Below are 17,297 nucleotides of genomic sequence, written 5' to 3' on the forward strand. Positions count from 1 at the left end.
CCCGTTTTATGAGAGTGAAAAGTATTTTCTCCGCTCGGTCTGATTTTATTGGTTCTATTTGTTTTATAAACCCATCTCATTTAATATAGTCTCATAAAGTCATTTTTCAACATGTAAATAAGATTATGGGGCTCAAAATAGGGTATGCTCGAGTAAGTACATCTGATCAAGACTTAAATCTACAGATCGATGCGTTAATGAACAACGGGTGTGCTCCTGAACATATTTTTACCGATAAAACGTCGGGAGCAAAATCAACTCGACCAGGATTAGATAAATGTCTTGATACATTGTCATCTGGAGACATTTTAATAGTATGGCGATTAGATCGTCTTGGCCGCTCAATGTCTCACTTGATCAATTTGATTGAGTCATTAGTTGAAAAAGACATTGGATTCAAATCGATCCAGGACGGTGCTATTGATACAACAACAGCTTCAGGTGAGTTGATGTTCAATATATTTAGTGCATTGTCGCAATTTGAGAGACGATTAATCCAAGAGCGGACCAATGCTGGTTTATCTGCTGCAAGAGCACGAGGACGGAATGGCGGTAGACCTAAAATCGGTATCAACAACCCTAAAGTCCAGATGGCAAAGCAGATGCACCAAAATAATTCACTTTCTATAGAGTCTATTTGTAATTCACTTTCTATATCTAAAGCAACTTTCTATCGTTATTTAGCAATGTGATTATAAGAAAGCAACTCATTGAACTATTATTCACTTTGCAGAGGCTCCACACCACTAAGCAAACCTGCCAAATCAATCGCTTTACGATTTTTGTTAAAGGCATACTCTCCGTTCAAGTTGATGTGCTGCCAAGCAACCGGTGATAGTTTAGAAATAATATCTACCACATCTTGTCTACCGTTTCTTTCTTGGATCTTCAAAAAGGCTGATAACAAGGCAGAATTATAATAGATAATACAGTTTGAAATGAGCCGCGCACAATCATTCCATTGAGACACCTGATAATCGTTACCACCACGAAATCTATTACCATTGACTGAGGTAATGGCTCGTTTTAACTGGTGATAGGCTTCCCCTCTATTTAACGCTTGCTGAACATAATGGCGTAGTGTTGAGCTATCAACGTACTCCAAAACGTAAATCGCTTTAATTAGACGATCATACTCATGCAAAGCTGACAACGTGCGACTCTTGCCGTTACTGAGCTTTCTAATGATGGTGCTTTGAGTAGTTGTCTTTTGGCTAAGAGAACAAAGGATATGTTGAATGTTTTCCCATTCTTCAGCCACTAATTTATAGTTAACGTCTTTCTTTAACTGAATTCGGCCACCTTCTTCTTCAGTAACTTCAAATAAGTCAAAAAACACTCGTTTCATTTTTGCGTATCGAGGCGCAAAGGTGTAGCCAAAGAAATCTAAAATAGCGAAATTGACGTTATTCGTGCCGTGGTTATCGGTGGATAACGTATTTGGCTGTATCTCAGAGGTATTGTTGTAAAGCAAATCAAATGCAAAATGACCTTCATATTCATTCGCGCCAATAACTTGAGTATTCACTGGCACATGATTTGACACTAACGTCAGCGCTGAGACACCTTTGCCTTTGGCAAAATACTTGGATGAATAACGGGCTTTAAAGGTGTTGATCCTACACTCGAATTTTTGACCATCGATGTTTGAAAATAACTGATTGTCATCAATATGGTAGTAAGCAAATATTGGCAGGATAGCAATGGCATTAGAGATCTGATCATTAGACTCTTTCAGCGTCTCGTATCTGATGTAACTATCATTAACACTGCGCAACTTTCCCATCGAACGGTCGGAGATATTGGCCATTTTATATAGGCCGTAATTCGTACCGTTGGCGAGTATGCAGGCAACCAGATCTTCTTTGTCTACTGATGATTTTTGTTTTGTGGTAGCGATATGTGTAAAAGCATTGAGGTAATTAGTTTTTTCGTCAACAAACAGCATAAGCTCGACAATACCCATATGCTGAATTTGATTATAGAGAGGGTTATCAACCGTTTGTTGCCAGCGGCTATTTGGGATAGACCATTTTAGTTCTGACTTACCAGGTATAACTTCGACGTATTTGTTGTCACCACTGAATATATGTGTGCCAGCCTCTTTCAATTTCACTTCAAGCTGATACTGCTTCTCATCCAAGGTTTGGTTAATTGGTGCTGATAGTTTATCAAGCCCTGTATTTTCAATAATATCGTCTTTGTTTTGCCATTCTTTTGGCTGGATTAAATCTGAACTCAGACTACGATTATTGACACTCTCTTTTACGGTAAGGCTATTGTTTTGAAATAGTTGCTCTGCTTTACGATACAGGAAGTACTCAAAACGAATAGCTATTTGCTTAGAAACTTCTCCTTGCAAATACCCTCGGTCACCTTTGGGTACCAAGTCTAGGTTGATGGTTCTAACAGCCTTGCATTCACTGAGTTCAGAGCGCAACGTTACATACTGATTATGTAAATCATCTTTTAAATGGATAAACTCAATGTCTATGGCCATGAACAAGGAGCGTAGAAGTTTACTCACCTTGCTTGACTGTTTATCAATAAATTGCCACTCATATTTACGCCCATCAAAATCATTGCTATCAAGATGTTCGCTAAGCAATTTAATGTTCTCAGCAGGTAGCAACTTAAAGGCTTTTTTGCGTACATCGCCAAAGGTCAATGCATCGTCAATATCGCTGTCAATGAAGTAATTCAGCAGACTGCCAGCCGATTTCAATTTTGTTCTGACAATGTTTATATCTTCGATAACTCCCTGTTTGGCGTGACTCTTTGCTCCTTCAGCAAGCTTTCGGACGAGATAGATAAATGCAGAAACGAGGTTGTCGTTAGTTTCGCGGTACCTGAAGAATAGATAACAAACAAGATATAACAAGGTTTGACTATCAGCATGTCTTTTTAACTTATAAACCGACTTGTGTTTTACTAAAGACGCGTAGTATTCAAGGTTTTTCGGTGACAGCTCTAATTCAGCAATCAGTGTCTTAATTTCTGGATAAAGCGCACGTATGATTTTATGCGTCTTTAGTTCTTGTGATATTTGGCTGGCTGAAAAATCCTTCGCCATGCGCTTTAACATAGCGAGATCTGTGAACGTGCTTTTGGAATCAAGCAATCTAAGAAGCGTAGCTTTTGTATCACTGCCTAGGTTTTGGTTCAGGACAGACTCAATGCGACTACGCTCACTAGAAAGTACACTCGATATGATATCTTGAAGTGTCGTATAACCAGCTAACGCAATCCTGTTTTGTCCAAAGTAAGCAATGCATTCATCAAACACATATCTTGGCTCTTGATTGATTTTAACAACGACATTGAGCCTTTTGAGTAAAGGTGCCTTGTCATTCTTGCTCTGGTAAACGGAGAAGCCTGTATAAGTCAGAAGTTTTCTAACTAACGCTGTTTTGGTTCGCGGTGGAATATCTTCATCTTGAACGCTTTTATCGCTGAAATATTTTGCTTTAACGTAGTTAAAGTCAGGTTCAACATCTGAGAATGTAAAATTGAAAATTATTGGTCTGGATCTGAAATAACCCAATAAGAGGATAAAATAGATTCTGGTCTCTGTTTGCCTCAACGTATTGACCAGTTTCTGAGTTTCCTTGTCGAGTGAAAAGTAGTCTTCTCTGTCGGAGTGACTAAAGTTGGGGAGAGCATAAAGTTCTTTGACTTCAAACGACGTGAGTATTTGAATGCGTTTTGTTTGTTCAGCAGCGATGGCATATAGTCCTGATTATTTTTTCATAATCATAACAGACTCAATGTTTTAATTCCTAATGCCGATTTCGAGGGGATGGGCGCAAAACCCCTTACTGTGTCGGTACCACCAGCGTGGGTGAATACGCTACCTATCAGGCTTGGCATAACAAGCACTTCAGTGCCAAAAGTAACGCCATTAGGTATAACGCCGCTCTCTCGTTTATCTTGCATCACAGAAGGACTCTCCCTCTAATATGTTTTAGACCTGTACCAAGCGTTCAATTACGTAAATCGGCAAACAACGAATTGGCCAAGGAACGGCTACTCACCAAATAACCATTAGGTTTCGGTGACTCCCATTTATTACATCTGTCACGTCTGCAGGTACTACGACTCACACGTTCATCCACGCAGTACTTCTGTGGCGCTCGCTTTTCAGGAAAGGAAGGTATTTTTTTATAGACAGGGTATTTCTTGTTACCGATGACAACGACGGTGGGCTCATAAGGGAAACCCCAGCTGAATTCTTCAAAAGCATTACAGTGAGGCAAATGGGGGCGGATTTGATAGTCTTCTGTATAGAATTGCTGTGTTGTCGTAGACCACCATCCTCTTGCTATCAAAAGCCCTTTGGTATAGTACCGAGGGGTACTATGTAGATATTAGTTCTGACTTTAAGTTTATCTGCCAGGTAGAGTTGTTAGATGGGCTTGCAAAACTTAACAACGCTGCGGTTGTACTTAGTGTTGTGCTTGCACTTGGGCTTACAAATTTTCTTGTTTCTCAAGCTAAGAAATTGATGGAAAATCTACGTCAGATAGATGTTCTCTTGGAGTTCGGTCTCTGTGACCACCATGGAAAGGCTGCTCTAGAATGGATGTATAACAATTTAGACGCAGCCTACAAGATAATGGTTAATTGACGTAGCCGATTGGTAAAAAGCTTCAGTGACAGCACTAATATCGGGTCACCTAGCTGCGATAGTAAACACCCTGCTAATCGGTTTGATTTTTCTGAACAACATTTTATTGGGCAAACTCTTGACACTCCAACAGTATCAACTTGGGTTCGTTTTGATAGCAGTTTAGTGACATAGTTGTTAGCTGCTTTTTCCAGGATAGATCTTGGTAGACTCCTGCGCAATCCGTTTTTCGAAAAATAGCATTTTGGCTTTTTATAAACATACACAATGGCACTGATATTTGTGGCGTCACCGTCCGAGCGTGTGGGAAAATTTCAAACGATGCGAATGAAATAGTCCTAAGTGTGATTGGCCACAATGAGTCAATGATGACGACTATTATAGCAGCTGAAACAACACGACAGATGTGCGTTTTCCATCTGGCTCCAGGTGTTTTTCACTGTGAGCAGGTTATCATTCTTTATCCAATAATTGAGGAACTGAAAAATGAGTTTCCCAATTTGGTAGTGAGGCTCTAGGCTTGGTTTTTTCCGAAGGTATTAATCAACTTATTCCGAACTGTTAGATCAATCGTTGATACACACAAGTTAAGCCTATACCAGCAACTGTATTAAGATTAATGATGAAATGTCCAGTTTTATGAAGCAGGTGTTGGAAAGTGCAAACATGACAAATGAGGGGAAGTGGCCGATACATCAGCTTCAGAAAGTGACCACCTGTTTAGATTCCAGGACGAAGTTTGATTGATTATTTGTGGAATGAAACAACAAATACGGTTAAGTTGTCATCTGAGCTAACCGTTAGTTTAGCTCCGTTCATGTGAAGCAATGAACGAGCGATAGTCAATCCTAAACCAACGCCTTGACCATGATTTTTTCGTGAAGGGTCTGCTCTAAAAAAGCGATCAAAAAGTCTCTGAAGATGGTCATCAGAGATTTTCGGGCCTGGATTTGAAACGGTAATTTTTGTATGTTCATCGTTGGTAGATACTGCTACCTTAACAATCGCGTTTTCGAAGGAATATCGAATTGCGTTTGATAATAGATTACTCATAGCTTGTCGAAACATGGACCTATCGCAATCAATTGTGGCATCGGCCCCTCGGATGCGAATTTGAATTTGTCTTTCTTCTGCCAGTAGTTCAAAATACTCAACTAATTCTTGAAGCTCTGCTCGGCAATTTAGTCGCTCTAACTGTGGCTTGACGAGTCCATGTTCCGTTTTGGCTAGAAGTAACATGTCACTGACCATCTTGGTCATACGTTCGTATTCTTCCAAATTAGAATATAAAATATCAACATATTCACTTTCAGTGCGCGGTTGATTCAGAATAACCTGCGTTTGAGTTGTCAGGTTTGTGACCGGTGTTCTCAATTCATGCGCAATGTCCGCAGAAAAATATGAAAGTTGCTCAAAGCCAGCTTCGAGTCGTTCAATCATAGCATTAAACGACCCCACTAATCCTGCGAGCTCGACCGGTACCTCTAAAGGATTTAGTCGGATATCGAGCTTGTCAGCAGTAATAGAACCTATTTTTCTACTCAGTTTTCGTAGCGGCGAGTGGCCTCGATACACAGCAAAACGTGCCACTATTATCGTGATCAAACCAGACACGAAAATAATGCCCCATAACGTCTTTTCAAAGTCTTCCATGTAATTCATGTGAAATTCCATGTTGGAGGCTACCACAACACGGTATGTAGACTTATTCTGACCAGTGCTGACGGTCACGAGAGCTTCAGTTGCTCGCAACATATGGGATCCATCAAAAAAAAGTGTCAACATATCAGGCGTTATGAGATCGTTGTCAAACAATTGACCGGGGTATTTGTGCAAGTTAACGCCTTTACTCGAAAATACGGATTCTCCATCTTCATTTTGCACAAGGTAATAGACTCCATGATGACCAGACACTGCTTCAACGAGGATACTCGAAGGTGCCACCTTTTCAGTGTATGCTTCGCTAAGCTTTCGTTTTACAGCATGGAATACCTCATTTAATTCATCAGCATCCTGTTCAGCAAAATGCGTTGCAATTGATTGTTGAACGATTAAGCTGATTATTGTAAGGCACAAAAATACGGTAATGCCAACAAGTATAGTGACTCTAAACGCAAGAGAGTTTGGCCGTTTTAGTTTATTCGTTACTATCATCTACACTCATTTTATAGCCCATCCCCCTGACAGTTTGAATTAGCTTTACAGGAAAGTCATCATCAATTTTTGCGCGCAATCTTCGGATAGCGACATCAATGACATTCGTGTCACTGTCAAAATTCATGTCCCATACCTGAGAGGCGATCAAAGAACGGGGCAATACTTCACCTTGACGTCTGACTATTAGTTCAAGCAATGTAAACTCTTTAGTCGTCAGATTGATTACTTTGCCACCGCGCTTCGCAACGCGAGAAGGGATATCAAGCTCCAAATCTGCAATGTGTAACGTGTTGTTAGGGACAGACGTCCCTCTCCTGATCAAGGTGCGCACTCTTGCGAGGAGTTCCGCGAAAGCAAACGGTTTAACCAAATAATCGTCTGCGCCTAACTCAAGTCCTTTGACTCTGTCATTAACGTGATCGCGAGCGGTTAAAAAAAGAACGGGTGTAAATTTACCAGACTCTCTCAATGAAGACAGGATTTTCCAACCTTCTATGTCGGGCAGCATTACATCGAGTACGATTAATTCATAATCACCAATCATCGATTTGTGGTGACCATCCAGGCCAGTCCTTACTAATTCTACAACAAAGCCGGATTCAATTAGCCCTTGTTTGATGTAATCGCCCGTTTTTACTTCGTCTTCGACTACAAGTATTTTCATGGTATGTGATTAACCTGCTGCATAGCTTTAATTCAATGGAGTAAGCCTGTTGAATACACCGCAATCGTAAAATGCTGTTAGTATACTAATAATAAAACGTATGCCAGCAACCAACAGAGTATTCAATATACTAATGAGCGCGCCACATCGTAGCTCGAAGTCGCAAATATTCAACTAAAAATACATTTTCGCTATCAATATCGCTCATGATTACAAAATTGTAATGTCAAGGTAATCTGTCTGTCAGGGCCATTTGATATTCTCATTGCCGTAGCTAATCCGTGAAAACGCGTTTCATTAAAGGAGTCAGGTTTAAGTGAAACTTTCATTCGTCAAATACCTCTTTGTTATCGCTTTGTTGAGCGTGCAAGTAAGCGGGTCTTTCGCGAGTGTAGCTACGCCATGTGCAAGCGATATGGTGCATGAAATAGATAACAGAATCGGTCATCACATGGACCACTCAACACATGATGTATCAGAGAATTGTTGCAATCAAAATTGCTGTTGTCCCATGGCAGTCTTTCAGCTCGGCATGTTGGCTGGGGAGAGTTTCGAAACACCAAAACTGTTGAACACCCCAGCCCTAAGCAAACAAACAAGGCTGCATAAAGTCTTTATCGCTATACATTTACGCCCCCCAAAATACTCTCTCGTGTAATTAGATTAGTCGATGTAAAGACTAACAGTTACTGCACGTGACGTTTCCATCGTAAAGCGTGCAAAATCCAATATATGTGAGAGTTGTTTATGAACAAAAATATACCGTTTGGGGCTTTGTTTTCTTTAGTCCTCTTTTTAACGGCGTGCAGTGATGTACTGCAGGCAAAGAATGATGCAAAGTCTGCAACACAGGCACCGAAATTCACATTACATGTCTACAAGAGTAGAACATGTAAATGTTGTCAAAAATGGGTGCGACATGTTGAAGAACATGGCTTTGAGACAGATGTGACAAATGTCACGCTAATGTCCGGAGTCAAAGATAAATATGGCGTCGAACCCCAGTATCGCTCCTGCCATACTGCTCTTTCTCAGGACGGGTTTGTATTTGAGGGGCACATACCCGCAAAATACATCCAACAATTTTTAGAAAACCCTCCTGAAGGGGTTTTAGGGTTGAGCGTTCCAGCCATGCCAATTGGATCGCCGGGCATGGAAGTTGACGAACGATTCCAACCTTACCTTGTATTGCAACTCAATGTAGATGGTTCAGTTACGACCTTTGCTGAAGTCAACACCTATGAGGAGCAATTCTAATGAACCGGTTTTGTCTTTTTGTTTCTATTTGGGGAGCGTTCTCGTTCTCGATGGTCTCTCCCGCTATCGCGAATGAAAAATTAACGCTCAAACGTGCAGTAGAAATAGCGGTAGAAAATGATCCATGGCTCGTTAGCAGTGCACATCGTGAACGTGCCACATTGTCCAGTAGTGTCGTCGCCTCGAGCCTACCAGACCCCGTTGTCAACATCGGTTTAGCAAATGTACCCACTGATGGTTTTGCGTTTGATCAAGAGCCCATGACTCAGCTAAAAGTAGGTGTGTCACAGATGTTTCCTCGTGGTGATTCGTTAGCCATAAGGTCTCGTCAATTGCGGGAGCAAGCAGCAGAGCATCCCCTGATGAGAGCCGACCGAGTGGCCAAAGCACGCGTTCAAGTATCAAACTTATGGTTAGAAATATATCGGGCGCAGCAAAGTGTAAAGCTAATTGATGAAGATAAAGCGTTATTTGAACAGCTCAGCGATATCGCAAAGGCAAATTATTCAACTGCCTTTGGACGCGTAAATCAGCAAGATATCGTTCGTGCAAAGTTGGAATTAACAAGGTTGGAAGACCGACTTACTAAACTACGAGCATTAGAAGAAAGAGCCACAGGGAAGCTTCTAGAGTGGCTAGTTAGAGATCAAAATTATCCAAGTCAATCGGGATTTGATGCCTTTTCTCGATTAACGTTGCCGCATGCCCTACCTGAGATCAAAAACATGGGGCAGAATATGAGAACAATACTTGAGCGCAGAGATCAACAATCGCTTGCAATGGTTCTCAATCAACACCCTTTGATCCTCTCGATAGAGCAAAGAATTCGCGCCAGCCAAACCGGTATTGACCTTGCCAAAGAAAAATACAAGCCACAATGGGGGGTTAACGCTAGTTACGCCTACAGAGACGACACGCCCGACGGTACAAGTCGAGCAGATTTTTTATCGATGGGTGTAAGTTTCGATGTACCTCTTTTTACAGAAAACCGCCAAGACCAAGAGGTTTCGGCTGCCGTAAGCCTATCTGAAGCCATTAAAACCGACAAGCGCTTAGTCCTCAGAGAAATGATGTCATACATCCAGTCTTTATATGCGGAAAATGAGCGATTAATGGAGCGACAAGCGCTGTACGAACTCGAATTGTTAGAGCAAATGCAAGAGCAAGCTGAGGCATCGCTCAATGCTTATACCAACGACGAAGGAGACTTTGCTGAGGTAGTGCGTGCTCGTATTGCGGATCTTAATGCCAGAATTGACGCACTGGATATCAGTGTGGATTTGGTCAAAACAAAAATTCAACTCAACTATTACTTTGATACCAACGCAGGTATTCCTTTGTCTCAAATCGGAGAACAACAATGAGCACAATTAAAGCACTCGTCATAGGCGGGGTAGCAGGCGGTATTATGACTGCGTTGGCATTCACGTTTCTGATACCATCTTCATCATCCACCGCGAATAATGAGCAAAACGAAGAGAAGCAACCGTTGTATTGGGTTGCGCCGATGGACCCAAATTACCGCAGAGACGAACCAGGAAAGTCTCCGATGGGCATGGATCTCATTCCTGTCTACGAAGAAAGTTCAAGTGGTGATGCGGGCCCAGGAACAATTACTATAGCGCCAAATGTGGAGAACAATCTTGGTGTTCGAACTGCGAAAGTGCAGCGCCGCGCGCTGCATGTCCCTATTAGAACTGTCGGGTACGTTCAATACAACGAAGAAACATTAATCCATGTGCATCCTCGCGTTGAAGGCTGGATAGAAACACTGCATGTAAAAGCATCAGGAGAATATGTTAAAAAAGGGGAACCACTTTACTCTCTATACTCGCCTGAGTTAGTGAATGCACAAGAAGAATTGCTGCTTGCTATGCGCAGAAACAACAAAGATCTGATCGTAGCTGCTCGTTCTCGCTTAAATGCATTGCAAGTGCCTGAAGACGTCGTGGAGACGTTAATAAAAACAAAAAATGTTCAGCAAACCGTTACCTTTTCCGCACCCCAAACCGGATTCGTAGATAATTTAAACATTCGAGAAGGTTTTTTTATAAAACCTGGCGTTACAGTCATGTCGATTGGTGCATTGGATGAGGTTTGGGTTGATGCAGAGGTATTTGAGCGACAAACCGCCCAAATAGTGGAAGGGTTGCCTGTTACTATGACATTAGATTTCCTCCCCGGAAAGACGTGGCAAGGCGTTGTAGACTACGTCTACCCAACCCTTGAACAGAGTACCCGCACACTGCGTGTGCGTCTTCGCTTTGCTAATCAAGATTATACGTTAAAGCCGAACATGTTCGCTCAAGTGACTATCCACTCTGATATGGATTCGACCAACTTGATCGTGCCAACCGAAGCGGTTATTCGAACAGGCAATCAAAATCGCGTTGTATTGGCATTGGGAGATGGAAAATTTAAATCAGTTGCAATCAAAATTGGGCGAGTGGTTGACGAGTTTACAGAAGTACTTGAAGGACTGATCGATGGTGACAGCATTGTCACCTCCGCTCAATTTATGCTTGATTCAGAGAGCAGTATTAGCTCTGACTTTAAGCGAATGGAACCCCCTGAAGAAAGTCCAACATCGGTCTTCACAGAGGTGATGATCACAGACGTGATGCCTTCTCACAACATGATAACTGCAAAACATGGTCCAATTCCAGAATGGGATTGGCCGTCGATGACCATGGATTTTGTGGTAGCGGAGCATATCAATTTAGCAACGGTCAAAGGTGGTTCATCGGCACATATCGAGATCAGTAAGCAAACTGATGGTCAATATGTGGTGACAACCGTGCACATTATCGATTCAGCACAAAGTACACAGGCGACGATGTCTGAAAGCGTTTGGGCTGAAGTCAAGATTAATTCTGTAATGGATGGGCATCGAATGATAAATGTCGATCATCCCGCGATAAAAGAGTGGGATTGGCCCGCGATGACGATGGATTTTAATGTGGCAGATAACATAACCTTGTCTGATTTGGCCTCTGGAACGCTTGCGCATATTGAAATTTCAAAATCCTCAAGTGGCGAATATCTTGTTTCTACCATTCATGTTGTTGAAGAGGCAAGTAGTGAAACAAGTACCGCTGTCGACGCTGTGTGGACTCAAGCAACGGTCAATGCAGTGATGAGTGCTAACAACCAGTTAAGCCTTGAACATGACCCTATTGAGGCGTGGGATTGGCCTGCAATGACAATGGATTTCAACGTCGCTAATGAGATTGATTTATCTGACATTACCGCTGGTATGCGACTGCACATCGAAATTACCAAAACCCAAGACGGTGCGTACGTTATTACCACATTACATATACAAGCATCTGATAAAGGAACGATGGATCACAGCCAACATGAAGGAGCGCACGAATGATAGAAGCAATCATACGTTGGTCGGTCTCAAACCGCTTCTTTGTTTTACTCGCAACCATCATCATAGTCGGTGGCGGTTTAGTTACAATGAAAAATACGCCAGTAGACGCGATCCCAGATTTATCCGATGTCCAAGTGATAATCAAAACGAGTTATCCTGGTCAAGCGCCACAAGTTGTAGAAGATCAGGTAACGTACCCGCTAACGACCGCCATGCTTTCCGTACCGGGTGCACAAACGGTTCGAGGTTATTCGTTTTTCGGTGACTCCTACGTTTATATCATTTTTGATGATGATACCGACTTATATTGGGCAAGAAGCAGGGTGCTTGAATATTTATCGCAAGTTGCCCCCAATCTACCTGAAAACGCCAGGCCGCAATTAGGTCCAGATGCCACAGGCGTTGGTTGGGTTTATCTGTATGCATTGGTCGACAGAACCGGCCAACACGATATTTCTCAATTACGCAGTTTGCAAGACTGGTTCTTGAAATTTGAGCTCCAAACTGTGCCTGGCGTGTCCGAAGTCTCGGCGCTAGGGGGTATGGTGAAACAGTATCAAGTGAAAGTAGATCCTGAAAAACTCCGCGCTTACGGTATACCGCTTTCTCATATTCAGATGGCAATAAAGCGAGGAAATCAAGAAGTTGGGGCCTCTGTAGTGGAGCTTGCAGAAGCTGAGTACATGGTTCGTGCCACGGGGTATATTTCTGATAAGAAGGATATCGAAACCATTCCTCTTGGCGTCAATGACAATGGCACACCGCTTTTAATAAGGGATATTGCCACTGTAGATATCGGTCCACAAATGCGCCGCGGTATAGCAGAGCTAAACGGCGAAGGGGAAACAGTCGGCGGTATTGTCGTGATGCGTTTTGGTGAGAATGCTCAAAAAACGATAGATGGCGTCAAAGCAAAACTAGAGGACTTAAAAAAAGGACTACCTGATGGCGTTGAGGTGGTCACTGTTTATGATCGTTCCGCATTAATTGAAAGAGCCGTTGATAACCTAGCTTCGAAACTAGTGGAAGAGTTTATCGTAGTCGCTTTGGTATGTGTCGCTTTTCTTTTTCATGTTCGGTCGTCACTCGTCGCAATCATCAGTATTCCTGTCGGGATCATTACCGCGCTAATCGTTATGTATATGCAAGGGATCAATGCCAATATCATGTCGTTGGGCGGCATTGCTATTGCCATTGGCGCCATGAGTGATGGTGCGATCGTTATGATTGAAAATATGCACAAACACATGGAAAAGACGCCTCTTACCAAGGAAAATCGCTGGCAGGTTGTTATCGATTCTGCGGTCGAAGTTGGACCTGCGTTATTTTTCAGTTTGTTGATCATTACGGTTAGTTTTGTACCTGTTTTTACGCTTGAGGCCCAGGAAGGGAGGATGTTTTCCCCTCTTGCTTATACGAAAACATATGCAATGGCTGCATCAGCGGCACTTGCGATTACACTGGTCCCAGTCTTAATGGGGTATTTTGTACGTGGAAAGGTTTTGCCTGAACACAAAAACCCAGTCAACAAGTTTTTAACGTTTTTATACATACCGACGCTCAAGACAGTTTTGCGCTTTCCAAAGTCAACGATGGTCGCAGCATTGATTGTCTTGGCTATCGGGCTTTGGCCAATTGATAAAATTGGTAGTGAATTTATTCCCCCGCTTGACGAAGGCGATTTGATGTATATGCCAACCACCTATGCCGGCATATCAATCGGGAAGGCACGAGAGCTTCTTCAACAGACCAACAAATTAATAAAAACCGTGCCAGAAGTAGAAACGGTATTTGGCAAAGTAGGGCGGGCGGATACGGCGACGGACCCCGCGCCACTGACCATGATTGAGACATTCATTCAATTGAAACCCAAAGAACAATGGCGAGAAGGGATGACCACGCAGGACCTTATTAAAGAGTTTGATGCAGTGGTCAATTTACCGGGCTTAACCAACGCATGGGTGATGCCAATAAAAACCCGAATTGACATGCTTGCCACAGGAATTAAAACCCCTGTTGGGATTAAAATTGGTGGTCCCGATCTAATGGAAATTCAAAAAATCGGCCAACAAATTGAGTCAATATTAACTGACGTCGATGGCACGGCTTCAGTGTATTCTGAACGCGTCGCTGGCGGTCGCTACTTGAAAGTCGACATTGATCGCGAAAAAGCCGCCCGATATGGGCTCAATATCGCTGATGTTCAGCAAATTGTCTCTAGTGCAATTGGCGGTGTTAACGTAACACAGAGTGTAGAAGGGCTGGAGCGCTATCCAGTAAATATTCGTTATCCGCAGTCATACCGAAGCTCTCCAGAGTCGCTTTCTTTGTTACCTGTAGTGACACCACAAGGAAAACGTATAGCCTTAGCTGATGTTGCTAACGTCTACATCGAAGACGGACCACCGGGTATCAAGAGTGAAAACGCGCGGCTCAATGGATGGGTGTATGTTGATATCGATGGTGTAGACATAGGCACGTATGTGGCTACCGCGCAGCAAGTTGTTGCTGAACAACTCGTTTTACCCGCCGGCTATTCAATTAATTGGTCTGGCCAATACGAGTATATGTTAAGGGCAAAGGAGAAGCTCACTTACGTTGTGCCTTTGACGCTCGCTATAATCGTTATTCTATTGTACCTCAACTTCCGAAACTTCATTGAAGTGGCGATTATTATGGGGACGTTGCCATTGTCGATGGTTGGCAGCATATGGCTTATGTACATCGAAGGCTTTAATTTCTCCGTGGCCGTAGGCGTAGGTTTCATTGCCTTGGCCGGTGTCGCTGTAGAAATAGGAGTCATTATGCTTGTATATCTCAATCATGAATATCAGGCACTGATGGATAGATGCAAAGAAGGGGGTACCTTACCGAGCGCCGAGATGTTGACCGAGGCAGTACTGCACGGTGCAGGATTGCGTGTTCGTCCCGTCATGATGACAACGGCCACTATCATCTTTGGATTGCTGCCGGTTTTATATGGCTCTGGTACGGGGTCCGAAGTCATGAGTCGGATTGCCGCGCCGATGGTGGGAGGAATGGTTAGTGCGATTATTCTGACACTACTCATACTGCCTGCCATTTATTTAATATGGCGCAAACAACAGCTTAAATACTTGGCTGTCGTTGCGTAATGAAAGGACCTGTTCGCCGTTCACATCGTTGGCTTATGCTGCTAGTCGGCGGGCAGGTGTTGTTTTGGTCGTTAAGCGGTCTTTACATGGTCTGGTTTGATATCTACTACATTCAGGGTGAACATTTTTTTACCTGGGCCCAGCGCGATGATGAAAGACGTCACAGGCTTGCTGATCGACAATACCATTGACCCAAATGCCATCAATATTGAAGCATTTGTGTCATCTATAACCCATCAAGTCTAAGGAGACTTCAAATGAAACTAATCTTTTCAATGCTCATGGTAGCCTTAAGTTTTTCTACTTTTGCTCACACAACACTTAAGACATCTACACCTAAGGATAATGCGATGTTGATGTCATCTCCACCTGAACTATCATTGGTTTTTACCAAGCCTGTAAGGTTGGCTAGAGTAACGTTGCAATCAAAAAGTGGGGAAACCATTCCGTTTGAGTTTAAGCCAAGTACGGAACTCGCTAGTGCCTTTAGTTACGAATTACCCGGATTACCAGTAGATACATACACTGTCAATTGGATGTTGCTAGGTCAGGACGGTCACAAAATGGAAGGGGCTTTTAGTTTTATGGTGCATGCTTCAATGATGAAACATAACGATAAAAAGCACGACAGCACGCACGGCAACCATTAGAGGACGCTATGGACATTTGGCAGTTGGGGTTGTTGATTTCAAAGTTTGGTGTTTATCTCGGCGTATCAGCGCTGCTTGGTGGTGGTTGGATTTTGTGCATTACCAATACTGATACTGACACCAAATTTACTCTACCCGCAAGCTTACAAACAACGGTAACAAGGCACATGCGTTTGTTTGCGGTCATTGGCATCATTTTTAGTGCTTTTGACTTTTTGTTTCAGGTTGGGCAGCTCGCTCAATCTGGATACGCTGGTATGTTTGACCCCGTTATGCGAGAGATGGTCGCGCATTCAACGCTCGGAGATGTTGCAAAAAGTCGACTAGTGCTGTTCGCAAGTGCGCTACTATATTTAACCTATTTAGGTCATTCAATTAGAAAAAATGCTTTTATTTCAAATCACTCTCTTGGAATTTTCATTGTTATTGCGTTGGCAGGATTTGGGTATACATTTACATTAACTGGGCATACTCAACAGTTACAACCTAGTTTCAAGTTTATCCTGGCTGCTCATGCCGTTATTGCGCTCGCGTGGGTGGGTTCACTCTGGCCTCTTTCAAGGACGTGCGTAGCGCTTTCTAACCCCAATTTGCACCTCGTCATGACAAAATTTGGGAAATCGGCTGTATACCCCATTGGGGGGTTAATTATTGCTGGTTTACTACTGGCTTGGCAACTTGTGCGTTCTGTTAGCAGTTTGCTTGACACAAACTACGGCTTTGTATTGCTTGTTAAGCTGTTGTTTGTTGGTGCCATCTTTCTGATCGCGTTGTTACACAAACTGCGATTGGCTCCTCAGCTTTTAACCGGCATAACCAGTCCTCGAACGCTTCAAAAATCAATCCAAATCGAACTTTGTATAGGGATATCTATTTTAATGGTGACGGTGGTGTTAAGTACCGCCGTAGGCCCCAATTATTGAAGAAACACAAAATGAAAAAAATCTACTTGTTGTCAATCATACTCTTTCCTTTGCTATTAACTAACAGTGTTAATGCTCATGATAAATCGCATAACGACACCAGCAATAGTCCTATGTTCTCAGGGCTAGACTCCGACGCAGGAATAATAGCAAAACAATTCCACAAAGCACTCTCCGACGCTAATGCAGAGACAGTCATGAGCTTACTTGCCGATAATGTCCTTATTTTGGAAGGTGGCAGAATTGAGCGCAGTGCCGACGAATATCGTGCACATCATTTGCAAGCAGACATGCAATTTTCATCTGCCGTAACCACGAAGACGATTGAGCATCATGTTCGTGTGCATGGTAATACAGCTGTCTCCATTTCAAGAAGTCACACTTCTGGAAACTATAAAGGTCGAGATATTGATAGGACAGGCAATGAAACGCTCTTTTTAACGCTGATCAATGGACAGTGGAAAATCAGTCATATTCATTGGTCTCACTAACTCCCCACCAAACTA

At 42.8% G+C, this 17,297-nt stretch carries 12 protein-coding genes; 8 read left to right on the top strand and 4 right to left on the bottom strand.

All coding sequences use genetic code 11. The features are described 5' to 3' along the window. The first annotated feature begins 125 nt into the window (after window positions 1-125). On the top strand, window positions 126-692 hold the full coding sequence (locus tag ACFI6J_RS16210) for a recombinase family protein (RefSeq protein WP_015068652.1): 567 nt from the start codon (window positions 126-128) through the stop codon (window positions 690-692). A gap of 26 nt (window positions 693-718) precedes the next feature. On the opposite strand, the gene ACFI6J_RS16215 is transcribed toward ACFI6J_RS16210, so the two are convergent. From ACFI6J_RS16215 to ACFI6J_RS16230, 4 genes are all read right to left on the bottom strand, one after another. Beyond that, the gene (locus ACFI6J_RS16215) at window positions 719-3,724 is read right to left on the bottom strand and encodes a Tn3 family transposase (RefSeq protein WP_458726248.1); all 3,006 of its coding nucleotides are present in this window, start codon (window positions 3,722-3,724) and stop codon (window positions 719-721) included. A 29-nt stretch (window positions 3,725-3,753) separates the two neighbouring features. Further along, window positions 3,754-3,939, bottom strand: a complete 186-nt coding sequence (locus tag ACFI6J_RS16220; protein WP_458726245.1) for a hypothetical protein — start codon at window positions 3,937-3,939, stop codon at window positions 3,754-3,756. A 1,435-nt stretch (window positions 3,940-5,374) separates the two neighbouring features. Then, on the bottom strand, window positions 5,375-6,781 hold the full coding sequence (locus ACFI6J_RS16225) for a heavy metal sensor histidine kinase (protein ID WP_069945556.1): 1,407 nt from the start codon (window positions 6,779-6,781) through the stop codon (window positions 5,375-5,377). After that, entirely contained in the window at window positions 6,765-7,448 is a 684-nt protein-coding gene (locus ACFI6J_RS16230) for a heavy metal response regulator transcription factor (protein WP_156087391.1), read from the bottom strand. The genes ACFI6J_RS16225 and ACFI6J_RS16230 overlap by 17 nt, the downstream gene beginning before the upstream one ends. Before the next feature lie 747 nt (window positions 7,449-8,195). Here ACFI6J_RS16230 and ACFI6J_RS16235 point away from each other — a divergent pair. The 7 genes from ACFI6J_RS16235 (at window position 8,196) to ACFI6J_RS16265 (ending at window position 17,282) form a co-directional block, all read left to right on the top strand. Continuing rightward, window positions 8,196-8,705 carry a DUF411 domain-containing protein gene (locus ACFI6J_RS16235; RefSeq protein WP_012516831.1) on the top strand — a complete coding sequence of 170 codons (510 nt, stop codon included), beginning with the start codon at window positions 8,196-8,198 and terminating at the stop codon, window positions 8,703-8,705. Further along, a complete protein-coding gene (locus ACFI6J_RS16240) occupies window positions 8,705-10,069 on the top strand; it encodes a TolC family protein (protein ID WP_014996986.1) in 1,365 nt (454 codons plus the stop codon). Before ACFI6J_RS16235 ends, ACFI6J_RS16240 begins: the two co-directional genes overlap by 1 nt. Continuing rightward, window positions 10,066-12,084, top strand: a complete 2,019-nt coding sequence (locus ACFI6J_RS16245; protein WP_168463060.1) for an efflux RND transporter periplasmic adaptor subunit — start codon at window positions 10,066-10,068, stop codon at window positions 12,082-12,084. The genes ACFI6J_RS16240 and ACFI6J_RS16245 overlap by 4 nt, the downstream gene beginning before the upstream one ends. Further along, window positions 12,081-15,218, top strand: coding sequence for an efflux RND transporter permease subunit (locus tag ACFI6J_RS16250; RefSeq protein WP_348670541.1), 3,138 nt, complete (start codon window positions 12,081-12,083; stop codon window positions 15,216-15,218). The genes ACFI6J_RS16245 and ACFI6J_RS16250 overlap by 4 nt, the downstream gene beginning before the upstream one ends. A gap of 257 nt (window positions 15,219-15,475) precedes the next feature. Beyond that, window positions 15,476-15,868 carry a copper resistance CopC family protein gene (locus ACFI6J_RS16255; protein ID WP_012516837.1) on the top strand — a complete coding sequence of 131 codons (393 nt, stop codon included), beginning with the start codon at window positions 15,476-15,478 and terminating at the stop codon, window positions 15,866-15,868. Window positions 15,869-15,876: 8 nt separating this feature from the next. Beyond that, on the top strand, window positions 15,877-16,791 hold the full coding sequence (locus ACFI6J_RS16260; protein ID WP_015066006.1) for a copper resistance D family protein: 915 nt from the start codon (window positions 15,877-15,879) through the stop codon (window positions 16,789-16,791). 29 nt (window positions 16,792-16,820) lie between these two features. Beyond that, window positions 16,821-17,282 (top strand): YybH family protein, encoded by a 462-nt coding sequence (locus ACFI6J_RS16265; protein ID WP_232363009.1) that lies wholly within the window; start codon window positions 16,821-16,823, stop codon window positions 17,280-17,282. Window positions 17,283-17,297: the final 15 nt, after the last annotated feature.

The organism is Alteromonas sp. G4i13, from assembly GCF_054960505.1.